The sequence below is a fragment of the Mycobacterium sp. 852013-50091_SCH5140682 genome, from assembly GCF_001665685.1.
Taxonomy (GTDB): Bacteria; Actinomycetota; Actinomycetes; order Mycobacteriales; family Mycobacteriaceae; genus Mycobacterium.
Genome location: NZ_LZTB01000028.1, coordinates 67,462 through 87,396, shown reverse-complemented (window position 1 = coordinate 87,396; position 19,935 = coordinate 67,462). Strand labels below are relative to the sequence as shown.

The following is a 19,935-nucleotide window of genomic DNA, read 5'->3' as shown; positions in this document are numbered from 1 at the left end:
CTCAGCTTTCGATGACGCCCTGGGCGGCCTGCGCGCGATCCTCGTAGCTCTTGCGTTTGGCGGCGTCGTACTCGAGGAACACGGTGTCGAGGCCCAGCGCCTTGTTGAGCGCGCGGCGGCCGCGCGGCGGCAGCAGTTGGGCGGCCTGGGCGGTGAACCGCAGTGGCGGCGGCACCGAAACATGGGTCTTGGGCTTGTTGAGCGTCTTGATGATCGCCGCGGCGATCTCCTCGGGCTCGACGGGTTTGATGGGCCCGCTGGATTTGGTGCCGGAGATGAGGTCGGTGTTGGTGAACGGCGGCATCACCACCGACACGTTGACGCCGTGCGGGGCCATCTCGTCGGCAAGCGCCGTGGACAGCCCGACGACGGCGTACTTGGAGCCGACGTACACCACCTGGCCGGGCAGCGGGATCAGCCCTGACAACGAGGCGATGTTGATGACGTGGCCGCTGCGGCGCTTGACCATCTCCGGCAGCGCCAGCTGGCAGCCCGTGAGCACGCCGTACACGTTGACCTCGATGGACGACCGGATCGACTGCTCGGTCTGCTCCAGGAACGGGCCGATCGGCATGACGCCCGCATTGTTGATGAGCACGTCGATGTGGCCGCCACCGTCGGTGCGGGCCTTGTCGAGGAAGGTGGCGAAGGATTCCCGGTCGGTGACGTCGAGCGGGTAGCCCGAGACCGGGCCCAGTTTGGTCAACTCGACGACCGCCGACTCCTGCAGGGCGACGTCGCGGTCGCCGATCACGACGCGGGCGCCGTGGGCCAGCAGAGCCTTGGCGGTGGCATAACCAATACCGCGGGCGGCGCCGGTGATCGCGATGGTCTTGCCCCTGATGTTGTCCATGGCGGCGAACTTTACACGTGTCAAGTTTTGGAGGGAAGGGGCCGGGCGGTTGTCCTCGGCGGCCGATTGAGGCCAGCGTGTCGGCGTGGGCGCCTGCCGCAATCCCGCCGGGCGCCGCGGACCTCCATGAAGTTTCAATCACCGCGAGCAAATATCCCCGGTCGGAATGCGGACCGGGCGTACACGTTAGACATTGAAGTGATGCCCGGATCAACGTTGGAGCGGTTGCGCTTCCAGGCCGTGGGACAAGACGACCCGCTGGCCCAGCCGCTGCTGGCCGAACTGGCCGTCGAGTACTCGGGCCGCTACGGCGGCACCGCCGAACGCGTGATGGAGTGGTTGCGCGCGCACCCTGCCGCTGACTTCGCGCCGCCCGACGGCGGTCTGCTGATCGGTCTGCTCGACGGCCAACCCGTCACCGGTGGTGCGTTCGAACGGTTCGACGCCGACACCGCGGAGCTCAAGCGCATCTGGACTGCCAGCGGTCACCGCCAACGTGGCTATGCGGGCCGGCTGCTCACCGAACTCGAAGCCGAGATCGCCGGCCGTGGCTATCGGCGAGTCTTTCTGACCACCGGACATCGCCAGCCCGAGGCCGAGGCGCTCTATCTCTCGTCGGGCTACCGGCGGATGGAGCTCGAGCTGCCTGCCGAAGGGGGCGGCACGGTGTTTCCGATCGCGTTCGAGAAGGCACTGCGATGACCCCGCTGTCCATCTTGGACCTCGCACCGATCAGTGCGGGCAGCGACGCCGCCACCGCGCTGCGGAACACCGTCGACCTGGCCCGCCACGCCGAACAGTGGGGCTACAAGCGGTACTGGGTGGCCGAGCATCATTTCGCGGCGGTGGCCAGTTCGTCACCCGCCGTATTGGTCGGGCAGATCGCGGCTGCCACCAAGAAGATTCGCGTCGGTACCGCGGCAGTTCAACTCGGCCACACCACCGCGATCGCCGTGGCGGAGAGTTTCGGGACACTGGCCGCGTTTCATCCGGGCCGTATCGACCTCGGCGTGGGCCGGTCGGGGCAGAAGCGCGCCGAGGCCGCCAGTGCCGTGTCCGGCCCGCCGAGAACCCCTCGCGAGTGGCATGAGACCGATGGCGTTGTGATCCCGGCGCCGTTCGATATCGTTGCGCTGCTGCGTAATCCACGATTGCAGGCACAGGCTGCGGTGCTGCAGCAGCCCGGAGCGGTTGCCCCGGATTTCGCCGATCAGGTCGACGACATCCTGGCGCTGGTGGACGGTCGATATGCCGTCGGGACGGCGGTTCCGGGTGCAGGCACGGGGTTGACGCCGTGGGTCTTCGGCAGCAGCAAGGGCCAAAGCGCGCGGGTCGCGGCGGCCAGAGGCCTGCCGTTCGTCGCCAGCTACCACATCACTCCGGCCACGGCGCTGGAGGCGATCGAGGTGTACCGCAACGGATTCACGCCGTCGGACCGGCTGGCCGAACCGTACGTCGTGGTGTCGGCCGACGTGGTGGTCGCCGACGACGAGGCCACCGCCCGCCACCTCGCGATGACCTATGGGCACTGGGTCTACTCCATCCGCGCAGGCGGTGGCGCGGCGCCATACCCGGATCCCGATGATGCCGCTCCGCTCACCGCCGAGCAGCAGGAACTCGTGCGCGACCGCACCGCAACACAATTCGTCGGCGATCCCGATCAGGTGGCACACAGGTTGGCGGCGCTGCAGCGGCTGAGCGGCGCCGACGAGCTGGTGATCACGTCGGTGACCCACCGGCACGAGGACCGGTTGCGGTCGCATCGGCTGATCGCCGAGCGCTGGGGGCTATAAGCTCGGGAGTTGTGCCGAGTTCGCAGGTGCTGGTGGGGACGCTGCTGCTCGCGGGGGCAGCCGCCGTATTCGCGCTTGGCATAGGGCTGCGGGTCTTCATCGGTCGGCGCACCGACTCGTCCGGTATGCGCCGCCGCATGCACAGGTTCCGGCAGACCAGGATGGCTCGCGTGCTGTTCGGCCCCGTGTACGACGACGAGGAACTGGACCCCGACGAACTCGACCAGATCATCTTGATGCCCGCGATCGTGCTGGCGTGCGGGTTGTGCCTCACCGGGTTCTTCCTGCTCGGCTACAAGGTGATCCACTGATCGGCGTCGCGTAGCTGTTGGGGCGCGGGATCGACCTAGTTCGAACCTGGACGTGCGGCGCCGCTGTTTCGTGTAATCGGTTTTCGCCGTTCAGGATCGGGACGCGGCGGTCTCAGCGCGGCATCGGTTGCCGCGAATCTCGTTGTGGTGGTCGGCGGCCCAGCCGATCAGCTGCTTGACGATGGCGTTGAGGCCGTGGCCCAGCGGGGTGAGGGTGTACTCCACGCGCGGTGGGACTTCTGCGTAAGCGGTGCGGGTGATCAGTCCGTCCTGCCGGAGTTGACGCAGGGTGTGAGTGAGCATGCGTTGGGAGATGCCAGGGATCTGTCCTTGCAGCTCGGTGTAGCGGAGCGCGCCGTCTTGCAGAACGGCAATGATCAACATGCTCCACTTGTCGCCGACCCGATCGAGTACTTGACGGATAAATTCCATCTGCTCGGCCGGGATGCTGGCGCAAGGACCGGCCGAGGCCGCCATTGCTATTGCCGCCCTGTCCTGCATGGCGCCCATCCCTGTCGGTCACGCACACCGCTGTGCCTTTTGTGCCCCTCCCCATTCTGACGCAACATGTTGTTACGAACAAACGGTAAGAATTGGAGGTTGCGGGCATGAGGATGGAAATCTGGTCCGAGATCACCTGCCCGCGGTGCGGCCTGGGCAGCCACCGCCTGGATCGGGCAGTGGAGCGCTTCGAACACCGCGATCAGGTCGACGTGGTGCACCGCTCTTTCCCGCGCCTGACATCCCCTGAGGTGAACCTGTGACCGACCTGCTCGTCCTCGGCGGCAGCGGCCGCACGGGAACCCACGTACTCGCCCAGGCCGCCGAGCGCGGCCACCGTGCCCGCGCCCTGGTGCGCAACCCCGACACTGTCCAAGCCCCGCCCACCGTGGAACTCATTCGGGGCACGCCCCTCAACATTGACGACCTGCGCAGAGCTGCTCAGGGCACGCAAGCCGTGATCAGCGTCCTCAGCAACGCGCGGGCGTCGGACAATCCATGGGCCAAGCCCATCAGCCCGCCGACGTTCATGACCGACGCCGCCCGCAACACACTCACCGTGATGGGCGAACAAGGTATCCGGCGCATCGTGCTGGCCTCCACGCAAGGCGCCGGTGACGACTGGAACCGGCTCAACCCGGTGGTCAAGGCATTCATCAAGCTGTCCAACCTCAAGGCCGGCTTCGCCGACCACGACGCTCTCGACCACCTCGTGCGCGCCTCCGGCACGGATTGGACACTGGCCCGCGCCGTCGCACTGAGCGACAAGCCGGCCCGCGGCCCGCTACGGGCGGAGACCGGCAACGCCAAGCCGGGCCCCCGCGTCAACCGCGCCGATCTGGCCGGATTCCTCCTCGATGCCGTCGAACAAGGCAGCTGGATCCGGCAGGCGCCCTTGGTATGGAACGCCAGAGCCTAACCCTCCTTTGCCCCATCACATGCCACGGAGCATCCGATGACAAACGTGGTCGCCAAACCTGTTGTGCAAGAGATGATTTTGTGGCACTACAGAGCGCAATATCGGCGACTCGCGGACAGTGCCAGCTCGGCGCGCAGCCGTCACGAACCTTCTGTCCTCACACACCTAGCGGTGCCGGGCGATCGCCTCCTGCACTGCCTCGGCGATGGGGCCGCGCCAGGCCGGGCCGTGCCCTGGCAGCAGCACATCGGTGTCGAGCCGTCCCAGCGCTTCCAGACTGCGTAGGCACCCCGCCTCGTCGTGGTTGAACAGGGCGGGCAGCAGCTGCGGCCCCGGCCGCGGTATCAGCGGGTGCCCGGTCACCAGGGCGTCTCCGCCGACGAGAACCCCGTCGACGAGGTACGAGCAGTGGCCGCCCGTGTGCCCCGGCGTGGGGACCGCGACCGGCGCGCCGGGCAGCCCGGACGCCACGTCGGGCGTCAACGCCGCTGCGGTCGGTATGCCCGAGTGGTCCAGCCCGCCGTTGGCGATGAGGGTCGCGGTCCATTTGAGCCAGCGCGGCTGCCAGATGTGTTTGACGACGTCTGCCGGGGAGGCCTGCTCCAGATATTCCCGTTTGGTGTGGCCGACCTCGTCGGCGTGGCAGAACACCGGTGTCCCATGGGTTTTCGCGAACCAGATGGCGGACCCGAAGTGGTCGACGTGAGCGTGGGTCAGCAGGATGGCTCGAATGTCGTCGACGCCGAAGCCGAGCTGCCGCACCGAATCCAGCACGGCGTCGCGCTGGCCGGGGTATCCGGCGTCGATCAGCATCACGCCGTCGCCATCGGTCACCAGAGTCCAGTTGACCAGGTCCGTTTGTGCGATATGTACGTGTTCGGTGATAGCGCTCAGAGCTGCTGCCATGCCGCGAGTCTATGGACTGGAGTAGAAACAAAGCGTGGCTGAACTCAAACTTGGTTATAAGGCTTCTGCGGAGCAATTCGCGCCCCGGGAACTGGTCGAGCTCGCGGTGCTGGCCGAGGCGTCGGGAATGGACAGTGCGACGGTCAGTGATCATTTCCAGCCGTGGCGACATGAGGGCGGGCATGCGCCGTTCTCGCTGGCCTGGATGACGGCGGTGGGCGAACGTACCGAACGGCTGGTGCTGGGCACGTCGGTGCTGACCCCGACGTTCCGCTACAACCCCGCGGTGATCGCGCAGGCGTTCGCGACGATGGCGTGTCTGTACCCGGACCGCATCTTCCTGGGCGTGGGCACGGGTGAGGCGCTCAACGAGATCGCCACCGGCTACGCCGGGGAATGGCCGGAGTTCAAGGAGCGCTTCGCGCGCCTGCGGGAATCGGTCAAGCTCATGCGCGAGCTGTGGGTGGGCGACCGCGTCGACTTCGACGGTGAGTACTACCGGCTCAAGGGCGCGTCGATCTACGACGTGCCCGAGGGCGGTGTCCCGGTCTACGTCGCTGCCGGTGGTCCCCTGGTGGCCAAGTACGCGGGCCGCGCGGGTGACGGGTTCATCTGCACCTCGGGCAAGGGTGAAGAGCTCTACAAGGACAAGCTGATCCCCGCGGTCAAGGAAGGCGCCCAGGCCGCCGGGCGCAACGCCGACGACATCGACCGGATGATCGAGATCAAGATCTCCTACGATCCCGACCCCAAGCTCGCGCTGGAGAACACCCGGTTCTGGGCCCCGCTGTCGCTGACCGCCGAGCAGAAGCACTCCATCGACGATCCCATCGAGATGGAAAAGGCTGCCGACGCATTGCCCATCGAGCAGGTCGCCAAGCGCTGGATCGTGGCGTCCGATCCCGACGAGGCCGTCGCAAAGGTCAAGGACTATGTCGACTGGGGTCTGAATCACCTGGTGTTCCACGACCCGCGGCCGGATCAGCGCCGCTTCCTCGAGCTGTTCAAGACCGATCTGGAACCCCGGCTGCGCAAGCTGGGCTGAGCTTGCGTTGCACCGCGAGCGTGCGTGTTTGTCGCCCGCCACGCCGCTAAGTGTCGGCGTGTCGACCAGCAGACCCGCACGCTCGCGGTGCGAGGCCTCGCGCACGCTCGCGGTGCCTCAGGCGGTGCTCACCGAGCGCCGCACCGCCCCGACCGTGCCGTGGCTCGTGGCGGTGAGCCGCACGCGGTCGGCCCGGAACAGGTCGTAGGCGTACTCGAACGGGCGGTCGCTGCTGTCTCGGGTGACCCGGGTGATCGCCAACAGCGGCTTGCGGTGGGCGATGTCGAGCCATTCGGCTTCACGCGGGCTGGCGGTGACCACCTCGATGGTTTCCGTGGTGGTGGCCGGAGTCAGCCCGTAGCGCACGCGCAGCAGTTCGTAGAGTGAGCCGCCCAGCGGTTGTTCCAGCAGATCTTCCATGTGCCCGGCGACAAAGCAGGCGAAGTCCACCGAAAGCGGCACACCGTCAGCGAAACGCAGCCTCCTGATCGTGAATATCTCTGTGCCGTCCGGGATTTCGAGGGCGTGGCGTTCGACGGGCGTGGCCGGCCTGCGGTCGGTCGCCAGTACCCGGGTGGCGCTGGTGTGACCGCCGCTGCGTAACCGGGCGGGCAGCCCGACGAGTTCACCGGCATTGCGCTGCACCACGTCGGCCCGCACGAAGGTGCCGCCTGCGCGGCCGGTGCGTCGCTCCAATACGCCCGCCTGGCTCAACGGCAGCAACGCGCTGCGCAGTGTGGACCGCGACACCGCAAAGTTTTCCGCCATCTCGCGTTCGGTGCCCAGCCGGGAGCCGGGCCGCAGCGTTCCGGCGGCCAGCATGGACAGGATGCGCCGACGGACGTCCTCGGCGACAGGGCCACCCGATGTCGCAGACATGTCCCGAGTGTGTACCAAACGGCGCCGCCGCAGCAGACCAAATGACGCGGGTTTACCTTCCCGTTTCACGATTCCCAGGTTCGAAACATCGCTGAAACAAAAGGGCTGCAGCACAACAAATTTCGAGTTGACCTGGCCATCGGCGCGCGATAACAATGTGCTGCGTCGCACCACAGCGCTGTCGGCGATGTCAAGGAAAACAGACCAAATGGCGGGACCCCATAATGAGCGAGATCATCGATCCGGCACCGGTTGGTGCTGATATCCAGCGCCTCAAACCCAATGCCGTGGGACTGGTCGGCGTGCTGTTCATGGCAGTGGCCACCGCCGCCCCCATCACCGCCATGGTCGGCAATGTGCCGATCTCGGTCGGTTTCGGCAATGGTGCCTACGCGCCGGCCGGCTACTTCGTCGCGACCATCGTGCTGACGCTGTTCGCCATCGGCTACGCCGCGATGAGCAAGCACATCACTGCTACCGGCGCCTTCTACGGGTACATCTCACACGGCTTGGGGCGCATCGTCGGCCTCGGTGCGGGATTCTTGACGGCCTTGGCGTACATGGTGTTCGAGGCGTCGCTCATCGGCATCTTCTCGTTCTTCGGCAACGACCTGTTCAGATCCTTCTTCGGTATCGACGTGCCGTGGATCGTGTTCGCGGTCGTGATGCTGGCGGTCAACGCCGTGCTCACCTACTTCGATATCAACCTGGCGGCCAAGGTGCTCGGGGTGTTCCTGATCACCGAGATCGTGATGTTGGCGTTGATGGCACTGTCGGTGGTGTTCACCGGCGGCGGGCCGCAGGGGTGGTCGTTGGGATCGCTCAACCCGCTCAACGGGTTTCACAGCCTGTCGGGATCGGTCGCCGGTGCAGACGGCCACATGATCGCGGTCGCGGGCTCCGCGGGCGTCGGCCTGTTCTTCGCGTTCTGGTCGTGGGTGGGTTTCGAGAGCAGCGCGATGTACGGCGAAGAGTCGCGAAACCCCAAGAAGATCATCCCCATTGCGGTGATCAGCTCGGTGGTCGGCATCGGGGTGTTCTACGTGCTGGTGTCGTGGCTGGCGATCGTCGGCACCGGGCCGGACAATGCTGTTGCGCTGGCCCAGGATTCGGCCACCGCGGGCAACATCTTCTTCAACCCGGTGCAGCAGCATCTCGGCCAGTGGGCGGTCGACCTGTTCAAGATCCTGCTGATGACCGGTTCGTTCGCATGCGGCATGGCTTTCCACAACTGCGCGGCCCGCTACCTCTATGCGCTCGGGCGGGAGAACGTCGTCCCGGGCATGCGCAAGACCATCGGCGCGACCCACCCCGCACACGGATCCCCGCACATCGCCGGATTCGTCCAGACCGGTTTCGCCACCGCCGTTGTGCTGTTCTTCGACGTGACGGGGCGTGATCCGTACACCGGGTTGTACGGCCTGATGGCGTTGCTCGGCACCACGGCGATCATGATCGTGCAGGCACTGGCGGCGTTCTCGGTCATCGCCTACTTCCACGTGCAGAAGCAGCATCCGGAGACCGCGAACTGGTTCACCACCTTGCTGGCCCCACTGCTGGGCGGGCTCGGCATGCTCTACGTCATCTACCTGCTGGCCAAGAACGCGTCGTTCGCCGCGGGTACGGCCGCGTCGGACTGGATATTCGCTGCGATCCCGTATGTTGTAGGCATCGTTGGTATCGGCGGTGTGGTGCTGGCCCTGTTCTTGAAATACCAGGACCCGCAACGGTATTCCGATCTCGGTCGGACGGTGCTCGAGGAGGCGCACGAACGCTGAACGCGCAGGGCTTCTCCAACATCATGGATTCCAACAGCTACTCCGGCGGTCTGGCGACCGACCCGGAGACGGAATCCCTGATTGCGGACCGCACCCGGATGCTTGGACCGGCGTACCGGCTGTTCTATGAACGGCCGGTACATCTGGTTCGTGGCCAGCGTAGTCACCTGTTCGACGCCGACGGGGCCCGATATCTGGATGCCTACAACAACGTCGTGAGTGTCGGGCATTGCCACCCACACGTCGTCGATGCGGTGACCCGCCAGATGCAGACGTTGAACACCCACACCCGCTATCTGCACGAAGGCATCGTCGACTACTCGCGCCGCCTGCTCGCCACCATGCCTGCCGACGTGGACCAGGTGATGTACGCGTGCACCGGCTCCGAGGCCAACGACCTGGCCCTGCGGGTGGCCCAGATGCACACCGGGGCCCGTGGAGTCATCGTGACCAGCGATGCCTATCACGGCAATACCGAAGCCGTGACGGCGATTTCACCGTCGCTGGGCGGAGCCACCGTCGTCGGGCCGCATGTGCGGACGGTATCGGCCCAGACCCTCGACGTCGCGGCGGCGATCAAGGATCTGCAGGACTCGGGCCATGGCGTGAGCTGCCTGATCGTCGACACCATCTTCGCCTCAGACGGCATCTTCCCGGATCCCACGGTGCTGGCTCCGGCGGTGGATGCGGTGCGCGCGGCAGGCGGGGTGTTCATCGCCGACGAGGTGCAGCCCGGGTTCGGCCGCACCGGTGAGGCCATGTGGGGCTTCGCCCGCCACGGCGTGGTGCCTGATCTGGTCACGATGGGCAAACCGATGGCCAACGGCCTGCCGGTCGCGGCGATGGCGGCGCGCAGCCACGTGTTGGAGACCTTTGCCCGGGGCGTGCCGTACTTCAACACGTTCGGCGGGAACCCGGTGTCCATGGCCGCCGCGGCCGCCGTGCTCGATGTGATCGAGGACGAGAATCTGATCGACAACGCGGCCCGGGTCGGCACCGCGCTGCGCGACGAGATCGCCCGCATCGGCGCTGACCATCCGCGCATCGGGGAGGTGCGCGGCTGCGGGCTCTACGTGGGCGTCGAGGTGGTTGCCAGCAGCGCAGAAGGTTCAGACGGTGCCCCGGACCGCACCGGCGCGCACGACCTCGTCAACGCGATGCGGGATCGTCGTGTGCTGATCTCGGTGTGCGGCAGCGACGGCAACGTGCTCAAGGTGCGCCCGCCGCTGGTGTTCACGATGTCCGACGTGGACTGGTTCTGCACGGAGTTCGCGGGCGCGCTGGCGGAACTGTCGTGATCTAGGGAATGCTGGAGCGGTGCCGGATGGGAACATCGCGACCGCGATCTATGTAGCTTCTCCCGAGGGGGATACCGGTAAGTCGACCATTGCGCTGGGGATTCTGCACCGGCTTGCGGCCACAGTGCCCCGGGTCGGGGTGTTCCGGCCCATCACGCGCCTGTCCGGGGGGCAGGAACGAAGCGACCCGGGAAACGGCTCAGCGGAGCGCGACTACATCCTCGAACTGCTGTTGGCCGGTGCCACGGCCGGTCTGCCGTACGAGGATTGCGTCGGCGTCGGCTACCAACAGGTGCACGAGGATCCCGACGCCGCGATCGCCGAGATCGTCGACCGGTTCCACCGCGTCGCCGACCGGTGCGACGCGGTACTGATCGTCGGCAGCGACTACACCGACGTCGCAGCCCCCAGTGAGCTCAGCATGAACGCGCGCATCGCGGTGAACCTGGGTGCTCCCGTGGTGCTCGCCGTCAAGGCCGCTGACCGCACGCCTGAGGAGGTCGCCCACGTCGTCGAGGTGTGCCTGGCCGAGCTGAACCACCAACATGCGTACGCCGCTGCGGTCGTCGCCAACCGGTGCGATCCCGCGCAGTTGACGGCGGTGGCCGATGCCCTCAAACCGCTCGGCCCGCCGGCCTACGTACTGCCCGAGGAGCCGCTGCTGATCGCTCCGTCGGTGGCCGAACTGCAGGTGGCCGTCGACGGCACGGTGATCGCGGGGGACCCGGCGCTGCTGTCCCGCGAGGCGATGGGTGTGCTCGTGGCCGGGATGACCGCCGAGCACGTGTTGGAGCGACTGACCGAGGGCGTCGCGGTGGTGACGCCGGGTGACCGGTCCGACGTGGTACTTGCGGTGGTGAGTGCCCATGCGGCAGAAGGCTTCCCGTCGCTGTCGTGCATCATCCTCAACGGCGGGCTCGATCTGCACCCTTCGATCGCGGCGTTGGTCGAGGGGCTGGGGTTGCGGTTGCCGATTGTCGCCACCAAGTACGGCACGTTCGAGACCGCGAGCCGTGTCGCCGGCGCCCGCGGCCGGGTGACCGCCAAGTCGCAGCGCAAGATCGACACCGCGCTGGCGCTGATGGACAAGCACGTCGACGTCAACGATCTCCTGGCGCAACTGAGCATCCCGATCCCGGCCGTGACCACGCCGCAGATGTTCACCTATCAGCTGCTCGACCGGGCCCGCTCCGACCGTAAGCGCATCGTGCTGCCCGAGGGCACCGACGATCGCATCCTCAAGGCCGCGGGCCGGCTGCTGCGGCGCAGTGTGGCCGATCTGACCATCCTCGGCGAGGAAAGCCAGGTTCGTTCCCGGGCAGCCGAACTCGGCGTGAACATCGATGCGGCCGTGGTCCTCGATCCGCGGACGAGCGAGCTGTGCGACCAGTTTGCCGAGCAGTACGCCGAACTGCGCCGCAAGAAGGGCATCACGGTCGAGCAGGCTCGCGAGACCATTCATGACGTGTCCTATTTCGGCACCATGCTGGTGCACAACAACATGGTGGACGGCATGGTGTCCGGGGCGGCCCACACCACCGCGCACACTGTGCGGCCTGCTTTCGAGATCATCCGCACCGCGCCCGGCATCTCGACGGTGTCCAGCATCTTCCTGATGTGCCTGGCCGACAAGGTGTTGGCCTACGGCGACTGCGCGATCGTGCCGGACCCCACTTCAGAGCAGTTGGCCGACATCGCCATCTCGTCGGCGCGCACCGCCGCACAGTTCGGCATCGAGCCGCGGGTGGCCATGCTGTCCTACTCGACGGGCACGTCGGGTACCGGCGCCGATGTCGACAAGGTCAGGGCAGCAACGGAATTGGTGCGCCAGCGCGAACCGGATCTGCTGGTCGAGGGTCCGATTCAATACGATGCGGCGGTGGAGCCATCGGTCGCGGTCACCAAGATGCCGGATTCCCCGGTGGCAGGCCGGGCCACGGTGCTGATCTTCCCGGATCTCAACACGGGCAACAACACCTACAAGGCCGTGCAGCGGTCCGCGGGTGCCATCGCGATCGGCCCGGTGCTGCAGGGCCTCAACAAGCCCGTCAACGATTTGTCGCGGGGTGCGTTGGTCGAGGACATCGTCAACACGGTCGCGATCACCGCGATCCAGGCGCAGGGGAACTGAGATGACGCGCACGCGAGGAGCAATTGATGACGCGCACGCGAGGAGCAAATAGATGACCGACACCGTGCTGGTGATCAATTCCGGCTCGTCGTCGGTGAAATACCAGCTGATCCAGCCTGATTCGGGGCAGCAGCTGGCGAGCGGCATCGTGGAGCGCATCGGCGAGGATTCGTCGACCGCGACTTTGAAGGTCGGCGAGCGCACGCTGAGCCGGGAGGGCCGCGTCGCCGATCACGACGCCGCGCTGCGGCTGGCCTTCGAACTGTCCGCGGAAGCGGGCCTGCACCTCGACGACCTCGACCTGGTCGCGGTCGGGCACCGTGTGGTGCACGGCGGCAAGACGTTCTACCGGCCCGCTGTCATCGACGACGCGATGATGTCCAAGCTCGAAGAGCTGGCTCCGCTTGCCCCGCTGCACAATCCGCCCGCGATGGTCGGTATCGAGGTGTCCCGGCGCATCCTGCCCGGCCTCCCGCATATCGCGGTGTTCGACACCGCGTTCTTCCACGATCTGCCTGCCGCCGCGGCCACCTACGCCATCAACCACGAGGTTGCGGAGAAATGGCACATCCGGCGCTACGGCTTCCACGGCACCTCGCACGAGTACGTGAGCCGACAGGCCGCCGATTTCGTCGGACGGCCCTACGATTCGGTGAATCAGATTGTGCTGCATCTCGGTAACGGCGCATCGGCGTCGGCGGTCGCCGAGGGTCGCGCGGTCGACACCTCGATGGGGCTCACTCCCCTAGAGGGCCTCGTGATGGGCACCCGCAGTGGCGACATCGACCCCGGCATCGTCGGATACCTCTGCCGCACAGCGGACATGACCATCGAGGACATCGACACCATGCTCAACCGCCGGTCCGGGTTGCTGGGCCTCGGCGGCGAGAACGACTTCCGCAAACTGCACCAGCTCATCGAAAACGGTGATGCAGCAGCTCAATTGGCGTACGACGTCTATATCCACCGGTTGCGCAAGTATGTCGGCGCGTATCTCGCGGTGCTCGGGACCACCGACATCATCAGCTTCACCGCGGGGGTCGGCGAGAACGATGCCGCGGTGCGCCGGGATGCGCTGAGCGGGCTGGCCGCATTGGGTATCGAACTCGACGCGTCGCTCAACGAGGCCCCGTCGAGGGAGGCGCGGTGCATCTCTGCCGAGTCGTCACGGGTTACGGTGCTGGTGATCCCGACGGATGAGGAACTGGCCATCGCCCGCGCCTGCGTCCAGGTGGTCCGAACCGCCTGACATCGTCCCGCGATTCACATCAGTCACGGCTGCCCCGGCGCCGGAAGGGGCACTCGAGTTGCCCGCCTGTTAGCGACAATCGAGCGACAATCGCCACATCAGCATCGCTGGCATCACTGGTCTCGGACCAGGCGATCCCAGGGGTCACGCCTGCACCGTCAGGCATACGGTGCCTCAATGGCAACGTGCCCGCGCTGCGAGCGACAAAGTCGCTAACAGCCGGGCACAGCCGATTTTGATGCTGATGCGGCTCACGTTACTGCCCGGGCTGGAGGGGTTCGCGACGTGATGCTGCAGGGAAAAGCGATGCAGCTGAGGCGATTTCCGCGACATTGTCGCTAATAGGCGGGCGCAACGTCACATGGTCTTCGAGCGGGGACTGGTGTGGCTGGTGTGACTCGCCAGTGCGCTCAGAACGTGCTCATGGGCCGCACACTATTGGCAAGGTCCACCAGGGCATACCGATGCGACTGGGTGGGAGCCACGCGGGCCAGCGCCCGCAGCGAAGCTTCGACGCCGAGCTTGAGGCCGTGCTCGGTGAACGGGAAACCCAGGATGTGGTTGCTGCTGGCTGTGTTGTCGGCCAGCCAGTCCATCGCGGTACCCAACACCAGTGCCCGGATCTGCAGCACGCGTGGCTCGGTGTCGGGCAGGGCCTCCACCCGCCGCGCGGCGTCGCGGATGTTCTGTTCGGTGATCTCGCTGGCGGTCCGTCCGGACAGCAGCGTGACAGCGCTCGTCAGCCGCGCAGCGGTGAAATGCCGTGAGGTGGCGGGAACTTCGTCGAGCGTACGCACCGCGCCGTCGCGATCCCCGCTGACCGACTGGGCCCTGGCCAATCCGAATCCCGCGGAGATGACGCCGTTGTCGGTGCCCCAGACCGTCTTGTAGAACGTCAGCTCGTCGGCCGTGCCTGCCAGCTCTGCGGTTGCGGCCAGGGCCAGCTTCGGTGCCAACTCGCCGGGTAGGGTGTCCAGTACTTCGGTGAAATGCTTTGTGGCCGAGTCATAATCGGCCGACAGCATCTCGGCGACCGCGCGGAACCAGATCAACCGCCAGTTCCACCCCACCCGCGTGGACAGATCGTCGAGCTTGCGGGTGGCCTTCGCCACGTCACCCAGGTCGAGCAACGCGCGGGCCTCCATGAGCGGCAGCTCGACCGATTCGGACAGGTCGATGCCCTCGGCGTCGAGCGCGCCGTGCCGCGCGGCGCGCAACTGATCGAGGGTGTGCACCGGCTGGCTCAGCACGCTGGCGACCAGCATCGGCGCCCCGACATCGGTGCGGTCCACCAACGGCACCGGCAGGGCGCGGACGATCTCCTGGGCCGTCAGCTTTTCCGAGTGCACCTGGCCGTCGACGTAGACATCGGTATGTGCGACAAGCAGATCCACGCCGAACGTCGACCGCGACGGGCTGAACACCGTCGACAGGCCCGGCCGCGGCAGCCCGCTGTCGGTGGCCACCACCTCGCGCAGCACACCGAGCAGCTGGGATGACATCTCCTCGGCAGTGGCGAAGCGCCGCCGGGGATCCGGGTCGATGGCCCGGCGCAGCAGCCGCCCGAACGAGTCGTACTTGGTGAGCACGGGATCATCGGACGGCAGCCCGTCGACGTAGCGTCCCTTGCGGGTGCGCAGGTTCAGCGTCAGCGCGGCCAGGGTTCGGCCCACGGTGTAGATGTCGGTGGCCACGGTCGGTCCGGTGCGCACGATCTCGGGTGCCTGGTAACCCGGTGTGCCGTACAGGTATCCGTAAGAGTTGAGCCGTGACACCGCGCCGAGGTCGATCAGCTTGAGCTGCTCCTCGGTGATCATGATGTTCTCGGGCTTGAGGTCGTTGTAGGCCAGCCCTATCGAGTGCAGGTAGCCCAGCGCAGGCAGGATCTCCATCATGTAGCCGATCGCCTCGGCGACCGGCAGCTTGGCGCCCTTGGCCTGCTTGAGCGATGTTCCGCCGACGTACTCCATGACGATGTAGCCGACCGGATTGCCGTGCTTGTCATCGTGTTCGACGAAGTTGTAGATCTTGACGATTCCCGGGTGGGTCACCTCGGCCAGGAACTGACGTTCGGCCATCGCGATGGCCTGTGCTTCGGCGTCGCCGGAATGCACCAGGCCTTTGAGCACGACGGGCCGCTCGTTGACGTTGTGGTCGAACGCCAAATAGACCCAGCCCAGCCCGCCGTGGGCGATGCAACCCTTGATCTCGTACTGGTCGGCGACGATCTCGCCGGGGGACAGCTGCGGCAGGAACGAATACGAGCTGCCGCAGTTCGGGCACCAGCCCTCCGAGAGGGCCTTCCCGTCTGGCGACGACCGGCCGACCGGTTTGCCGCAGTTCCAGCAGAACCGCTTCGATTCGGCCACCACCGGGTTGGTCATCAAGGCCGTCAAGGGATCCCGCTCGGGCACCCGCGGTATCTCGACGAGACCGCCGCCCAATCGGCGGACCGGCGAGAGCACACGCGTCATCACCGTGCCGTGGTCGTGTGCCTCGGTGTCGCCGAAAATCGAAGACTGGTTGTGGTCTTCATCGTCGTCGAACTCCGGCCGGAACACCGCCTGCGTGGCCATCGGGCGGGCCGTCGACCGCGAATCCATGTCGAGGTCTTCGAAGCTGGCAGGCTGCGTGCCGGGATCCTCGTCGGGGTCCTCTGGGATGTCGGGTGGCTGTGTCATCAGTCGATGTACCTCGCGACGGGAGGGGATGGCGCCGGGCCGAGCACCGTCAACCACTTGCGGTACAACGTGTTCCACGTGCCGTCCCGCCGAATACGTTCCAGCGTGCCGTTGACGAATCGCACGAGCCCGGTGTTGTCGAGGTTCACGCCGATGCCATACGGCTCCTGGTTCATGCTCGGGCCGACGATGTGCAGATACGGGTCTTGAGCCACCAGGCCGGCCAGGATCGAGTCGTCGGTGCTGACCGCGTCGGCCTGCCGTTGTTGCAACGCCACCAGACAGTCGGCCCACGTCACCACCGAGACGATGATGGGCGCCGGGCTGATCTCCTGGATGCGTTTGAGCGACGTGGTGCCGTCGACCACGCACACCCGCTTGCCGGACAGGTCGGAGGCCTGCGAGATGGTCGAGTCGCGGGGAGCCAGGATCCGCTGATTGGCCATCAGGTAGACGGTGGAGAAGTTCACCTGCTTGCGACGTTCACACGTGATCGTCATGGTCTTGACGACGATGTCGACCTTCTTGTTCTGCAGTGCGGTGATCCGGTCGGCCGAGGACAGGATCCGGTACTCGACCTGTGCCGGGGTGCCGAAGATGTCGCGGGACACCTCGCCTGCGATGTCGACGTCGAACCCGGTGATCTCTCCGGTGATCGGGTCGCGGAACGAGAACAGGTTGCTGCCGATGTCCAGGCCGACGATGAGCCTGCCCCGGTTGCGGATCTCGGCGACCGCGGCGTCGGCGTCGGCCTTGTTGCTGAACGGGCGCAGGCTCGCCGTGCGGTCGCAGTCGTCGGCCTCGGCCGAGGGCACTTGCACCGGCTGCGGCGTCAGTTCCTGCATGCCTGCGGGCGTGGGCGGGGAGAGCGTGAGCGCGGGGACGGTCAGAGCGGGCGCGGTCTGCGCGCAGCCTGCCACCACCAGGACCGTCGCGAGGAGGACCAGAATTTTTCTCATCGCGCTACCGGTACTCACTGAGTCGCGGCCACAACCCCAACGCCACCGCCACCGCGGCGGCCACGCTCAACACCGCGGCACCGACGGTCGCGCCGGAAAGCACGCGGCGGGCGTTGACGATGTCGTTGCGCAACTGGTTGCGGCTTTGTTGGATGCCTTTCGACAGTGCGTCGTCGAGCTTGTCGAAGGCCGGGGTTGAATCGTCCTCGCTGGTGCCCAGCGCCACCTGGGTGGCGGCCTGGTAATTGCCGACCGCGATGTAGGCGTTGATCCGGTCGTCGGCGGCGCGCCACCGGGTCAGCAACTGATCGGCGTCGGCCAGATCGGTTTTGTCCATCCCGTTGTCACGAGCCAGGTAGGCCGCCAGTTGCTCCTGCATCATGTCGATGCGCTGGTAGTAGGACTGCTTGCGCAGGTTCTCGTCGCCCCGGCGGATCAGCGCCAACGTCTCGTCGGCCCGGGCCTGCTGGGCGGTGATGGCCAGGTTCGTGACGGTCTTGAGCGAGTCGGCGGCTGTGACCTTGGCGCTGCGGCTGTCCGACGTCGAGATCACGAGCGCCGTCATCACCCAGATCAGCATGATCAGAACGGCCAGCCCGCCCGCGACGAACCCGATGTTGACCCGGCGTCGGGTCCGCCGCGCCAGCCAGCGGTTGGCGAACGCCCCGAACATCAACGTCGCCAACACCGCAAGGACCACCGGCGCCGGGATCCGGGTGGAAGCCGTGGTTTCGGCGTCGACGCGGGCCGAGGTCTGCTCGTAGAGCCGCTGCGCGTCGGGCAGGATCAGCGTCTGCATGAGCGACGAGGCCTCCGACAGATACGACGACCCCACCGGGTTGCCTGCCCGGTTGTTGGTCCGCGCGGTTTCCACCAGTCCGGTGTACACGGCGAGCCGGGCGTTGATGCGGCCCAGCAGCTGGACCAGCGGTTCGTCGGTGAGGCCGCTCGAGGCCCGGGTGACCGCAACCGACGCTTCGGTGATGGCCTGTTCGTAACGCTGCCGGACGTCACGCGGCTCAGCACCCGAGATGAACGCGGTGGCCGCGGCGGCGTCGGCCACCGACAGCGTGGTGTACAGCTGCCCGGCCGCGAACGACAGCGGTTCGGTGTGGTCGAGCACCGTGGTCAGCGCCTGCTGCCGGTGGTTGATGGTGGTGGAGGTCGCGAAGGCACTGATGATGACGAGCGCCGACAGCACGAGGCCGATGGTCAGGATGCGCCCCGGCGTGGTCCACAGAAACCACCAGCGCGGATGCGCAGGAGTCGTCGGCGACCGGGACGCGAGCGGCTCGGTCGACGGATGTGCCAACTCCACAGTCACCTGCGCGCGGACCTTTCCGGCTGTCGTACGGCTGTCCCAACTCTATAAAAGAAGTCTAAGAGTTCGTGGGATGGCTCGCCCGGAATCAGGAACCCCCGAAGCCGGGCATGTTCCCTATCCTGTACGAGTGCGTGGCGACGGTGACGGATGGGTGGTGTCCGACAGCGGCGCCCGGTTCTGGGGCCGGCACGGCGCAGCCGGGTTACTGCTGCGAGCGCCGTGGCCCGACGGGTCGGCCGCGGTGTTGCTGCAGCACAGGGCGCCATGGAGTCATCAAGGTGGCACGTGGGCGCTGCCGGGCGGAGCCCGCGACAGCCACGAGACCGCTGAGCAGGCCGCCGTCCGCGAAGCCAACGAGGAAGCCGGGCTGTCCGGTACGCAGCTGACCCTACGGACCACGGTCGTGACCGCCGAGGTGGTCGGATCGGGTGGCACGCAGTGGACCTACACCACCGTGATCGCCGACGCGCCCGAACCCTTGGACACGGTCCCCAACCGCGAGAGCTCCGAGCTGCGCTGGGTGGCCGAGGATCAGGTGGCCGAGCTGCCGCTGCACCCCGGTTTCGCGGCCAGCTGGCAGCGCCTGCGTGAGGTCACGGCCACCATCCCGCTTTTGGTCATCGACTCGCAGTAAGCGCGGACTTCAGTTCTTCGGCGGCGGCCCGCGGGTCCTCGGCCGCGGTGATGGCGCGGACCACCACGACGCGGCGAGCGCCCGCGGCCAGCACCTCGGGCAGCCGTTGCGCGTCGATACCGCCGATCGCGAACCACGGTTTGTCCGGGTTGAGCGCCGCCGTGGCCCGCACCAGTTCGAGCCCGGGTGCCGTGCGCCCCGGCTTGGTGGGGGTGGGCCAGCAGGGGCCGACGCAGAAGTAGTCGACGGGCTCTTCGATGGCCGCTGCCAGCTGCCCGGCGTCATGAGTCGAACGGCCGATCACCGGACGCGGCCCGATGATGCCGCGCGCGATCGGCAGCGGCAGATCGTCCTGGCCCAGGTGCAGCACGTCGGCCCCGGCCGCCAACGCGATGTCGGCGCGATCGTTGACCGCAAGCAGAGCGCCGTGCCTGCGGGCGGCGTCGGCGAGCACCTCAAGGGCGTCGAGTTCCTGGCGTGCCTCCAACGGCCCGAACTGTCGTTCGCCCGCGGAGCCCTTGTCGCGCAGCTGGATCAGATCCACCCCGCCGGCGAGTGCGGCGTCGGCGAATTCGGCCAGGTCACCGCGCTCACGGCGGGCATCTGTGCACAGGTACAGCGTGGATCGGGCGAGTCGGTCGGCAGGTTGTTGCACACCGCGACGGTAGTGCCTG

At 66.9% G+C, this 19,935-nt stretch carries 19 protein-coding genes; 11 read left to right on the top strand and 8 right to left on the bottom strand.

From position 1 onward, the window contains the following. Position 1: 1 nt before the first annotated feature. Positions 2-853, bottom strand: coding sequence for an SDR family oxidoreductase (locus tag A5784_RS09415; RefSeq protein ID WP_064944576.1), 852 nt, complete (start codon positions 851-853; stop codon positions 2-4). A gap of 201 nt (positions 854-1,054) precedes the next feature. Here A5784_RS09415 and A5784_RS09410 point away from each other — a divergent pair, with 201 nt between their 5' ends. The 3 genes from A5784_RS09410 to A5784_RS09400 are packed head-to-tail and all read left to right on the top strand — an operon-like array spanning position 1,055 to position 2,957. After that, the gene (locus A5784_RS09410; RefSeq protein ID WP_064944574.1) at positions 1,055-1,555 is read left to right on the top strand and encodes a GNAT family N-acetyltransferase; all 501 of its coding nucleotides are present in this window, start codon (positions 1,055-1,057) and stop codon (positions 1,553-1,555) included. Beyond that, complete coding sequence (locus A5784_RS09405) at positions 1,552-2,646, top strand: LLM class flavin-dependent oxidoreductase (RefSeq protein ID WP_064944572.1); 1,095 nt, start codon at positions 1,552-1,554, stop codon at positions 2,644-2,646. The genes A5784_RS09410 and A5784_RS09405 overlap by 4 nt, the downstream gene beginning before the upstream one ends. Before the next feature lie 11 nt (positions 2,647-2,657). Continuing rightward, positions 2,658-2,957, top strand: a complete 300-nt coding sequence (locus A5784_RS09400; protein WP_232005991.1) for a hypothetical protein — start codon at positions 2,658-2,660, stop codon at positions 2,955-2,957. Between the two features lie 90 nt (positions 2,958-3,047). Here A5784_RS09400 and A5784_RS09395 read toward each other — a convergent pair whose 3' ends face one another. Then, positions 3,048-3,434 (bottom strand): winged helix-turn-helix transcriptional regulator, encoded by a 387-nt coding sequence (locus tag A5784_RS09395; RefSeq protein WP_197514683.1) that lies wholly within the window; start codon positions 3,432-3,434, stop codon positions 3,048-3,050. A 131-nt stretch (positions 3,435-3,565) separates the two neighbouring features. On the opposite strand from A5784_RS09395, the gene A5784_RS37440 reads away from it, so the two are divergent. Next, the gene (locus tag A5784_RS37440; protein ID WP_197514680.1) at positions 3,566-3,721 is read left to right on the top strand and encodes a hypothetical protein; all 156 of its coding nucleotides are present in this window, start codon (positions 3,566-3,568) and stop codon (positions 3,719-3,721) included. Next, complete coding sequence (locus tag A5784_RS09390; RefSeq protein WP_064944567.1) at positions 3,718-4,377, top strand: NAD(P)-dependent oxidoreductase; 660 nt, start codon at positions 3,718-3,720, stop codon at positions 4,375-4,377. The genes A5784_RS37440 and A5784_RS09390 overlap by 4 nt, the downstream gene beginning before the upstream one ends. Positions 4,378-4,542: 165 nt before the next feature. Here the strand turns inward: A5784_RS09390 and A5784_RS09385 are convergent, their stop codons facing one another. Further along, entirely contained in the window at positions 4,543-5,283 is a 741-nt protein-coding gene (locus tag A5784_RS09385; RefSeq protein ID WP_064944565.1) for an MBL fold metallo-hydrolase, read from the bottom strand. Positions 5,284-5,317: 34 nt separating this feature from the next. Here A5784_RS09385 and fgd point away from each other — a divergent pair, with 34 nt between their 5' ends. Continuing rightward, positions 5,318-6,328 carry a glucose-6-phosphate dehydrogenase (coenzyme-F420) gene (gene fgd / locus A5784_RS09380; protein ID WP_064944563.1) on the top strand — a complete coding sequence of 337 codons (1,011 nt, stop codon included), beginning with the start codon at positions 5,318-5,320 and terminating at the stop codon, positions 6,326-6,328. Positions 6,329-6,445: 117 nt separating this feature from the next. Here fgd and A5784_RS09375 read toward each other — a convergent pair whose 3' ends face one another. Beyond that, the gene (locus A5784_RS09375; protein WP_064944561.1) at positions 6,446-7,207 is read right to left on the bottom strand and encodes a GntR family transcriptional regulator; all 762 of its coding nucleotides are present in this window, start codon (positions 7,205-7,207) and stop codon (positions 6,446-6,448) included. 224 nt (positions 7,208-7,431) lie between these two features. Here A5784_RS09375 and A5784_RS09370 point away from each other — a divergent pair, with 224 nt between their 5' ends. The 4 genes from A5784_RS09370 to A5784_RS09355 are packed head-to-tail and all read left to right on the top strand — an operon-like array spanning position 7,432 to position 13,663. Continuing rightward, a complete protein-coding gene (locus tag A5784_RS09370) occupies positions 7,432-8,985 on the top strand; it encodes an APC family permease (protein ID WP_064944559.1) in 1,554 nt (517 codons plus the stop codon). A 23-nt stretch (positions 8,986-9,008) separates the two neighbouring features. After that, positions 9,009-10,283 (top strand): aspartate aminotransferase family protein, encoded by a 1,275-nt coding sequence (locus A5784_RS09365; RefSeq protein WP_064944557.1) that lies wholly within the window; start codon positions 9,009-9,011, stop codon positions 10,281-10,283. Positions 10,284-10,302: 19 nt separating this feature from the next. Then, on the top strand, positions 10,303-12,414 hold the full coding sequence (gene pta, locus A5784_RS09360) for a phosphate acetyltransferase (RefSeq protein WP_064944554.1): 2,112 nt from the start codon (positions 10,303-10,305) through the stop codon (positions 12,412-12,414). Positions 12,415-12,466: 52 nt separating this feature from the next. After that, the gene (locus tag A5784_RS09355) at positions 12,467-13,663 is read left to right on the top strand and encodes an acetate kinase (RefSeq protein ID WP_064944552.1); all 1,197 of its coding nucleotides are present in this window, start codon (positions 12,467-12,469) and stop codon (positions 13,661-13,663) included. 410 nt (positions 13,664-14,073) lie between these two features. Here the strand turns inward: A5784_RS09355 and A5784_RS09350 are convergent, their stop codons facing one another. From A5784_RS09350 to glnX, 3 genes are read right to left on the bottom strand one after another with little or no spacing between them, the layout of a single operon-like run. Beyond that, complete coding sequence (locus A5784_RS09350) at positions 14,074-16,344, bottom strand: serine/threonine-protein kinase PknG (RefSeq protein WP_064944550.1); 2,271 nt, start codon at positions 16,342-16,344, stop codon at positions 14,074-14,076. After that, a complete protein-coding gene (locus tag A5784_RS09345) occupies positions 16,344-17,303 on the bottom strand; it encodes a glutamate ABC transporter substrate-binding protein (protein ID WP_064944546.1) in 960 nt (319 codons plus the stop codon). Before A5784_RS09345 ends, A5784_RS09350 begins: the two co-directional genes overlap by 1 nt. A 4-nt stretch (positions 17,304-17,307) precedes the next feature. After that, the gene (gene glnX, locus A5784_RS09340; RefSeq protein ID WP_064944544.1) at positions 17,308-18,627 is read right to left on the bottom strand and encodes a protein kinase G-activating protein GlnX; all 1,320 of its coding nucleotides are present in this window, start codon (positions 18,625-18,627) and stop codon (positions 17,308-17,310) included. A 127-nt stretch (positions 18,628-18,754) separates the two neighbouring features. On the opposite strand from glnX, the gene A5784_RS09335 reads away from it, so the two are divergent. Beyond that, complete coding sequence (locus A5784_RS09335; RefSeq protein WP_064944542.1) at positions 18,755-19,261, top strand: NUDIX hydrolase; 507 nt, start codon at positions 18,755-18,757, stop codon at positions 19,259-19,261. Here A5784_RS09335 and thiE read toward each other — a convergent pair. Then, positions 19,245-19,916: a thiamine phosphate synthase gene (gene thiE / locus A5784_RS09330; RefSeq protein ID WP_064944540.1), complete on the bottom strand. Its 672-nt coding sequence runs from the start codon at positions 19,914-19,916 to the stop codon at positions 19,245-19,247. The genes A5784_RS09335 and thiE overlap by 17 nt on opposite strands. Positions 19,917-19,935 lie beyond the last annotated feature (19 nt).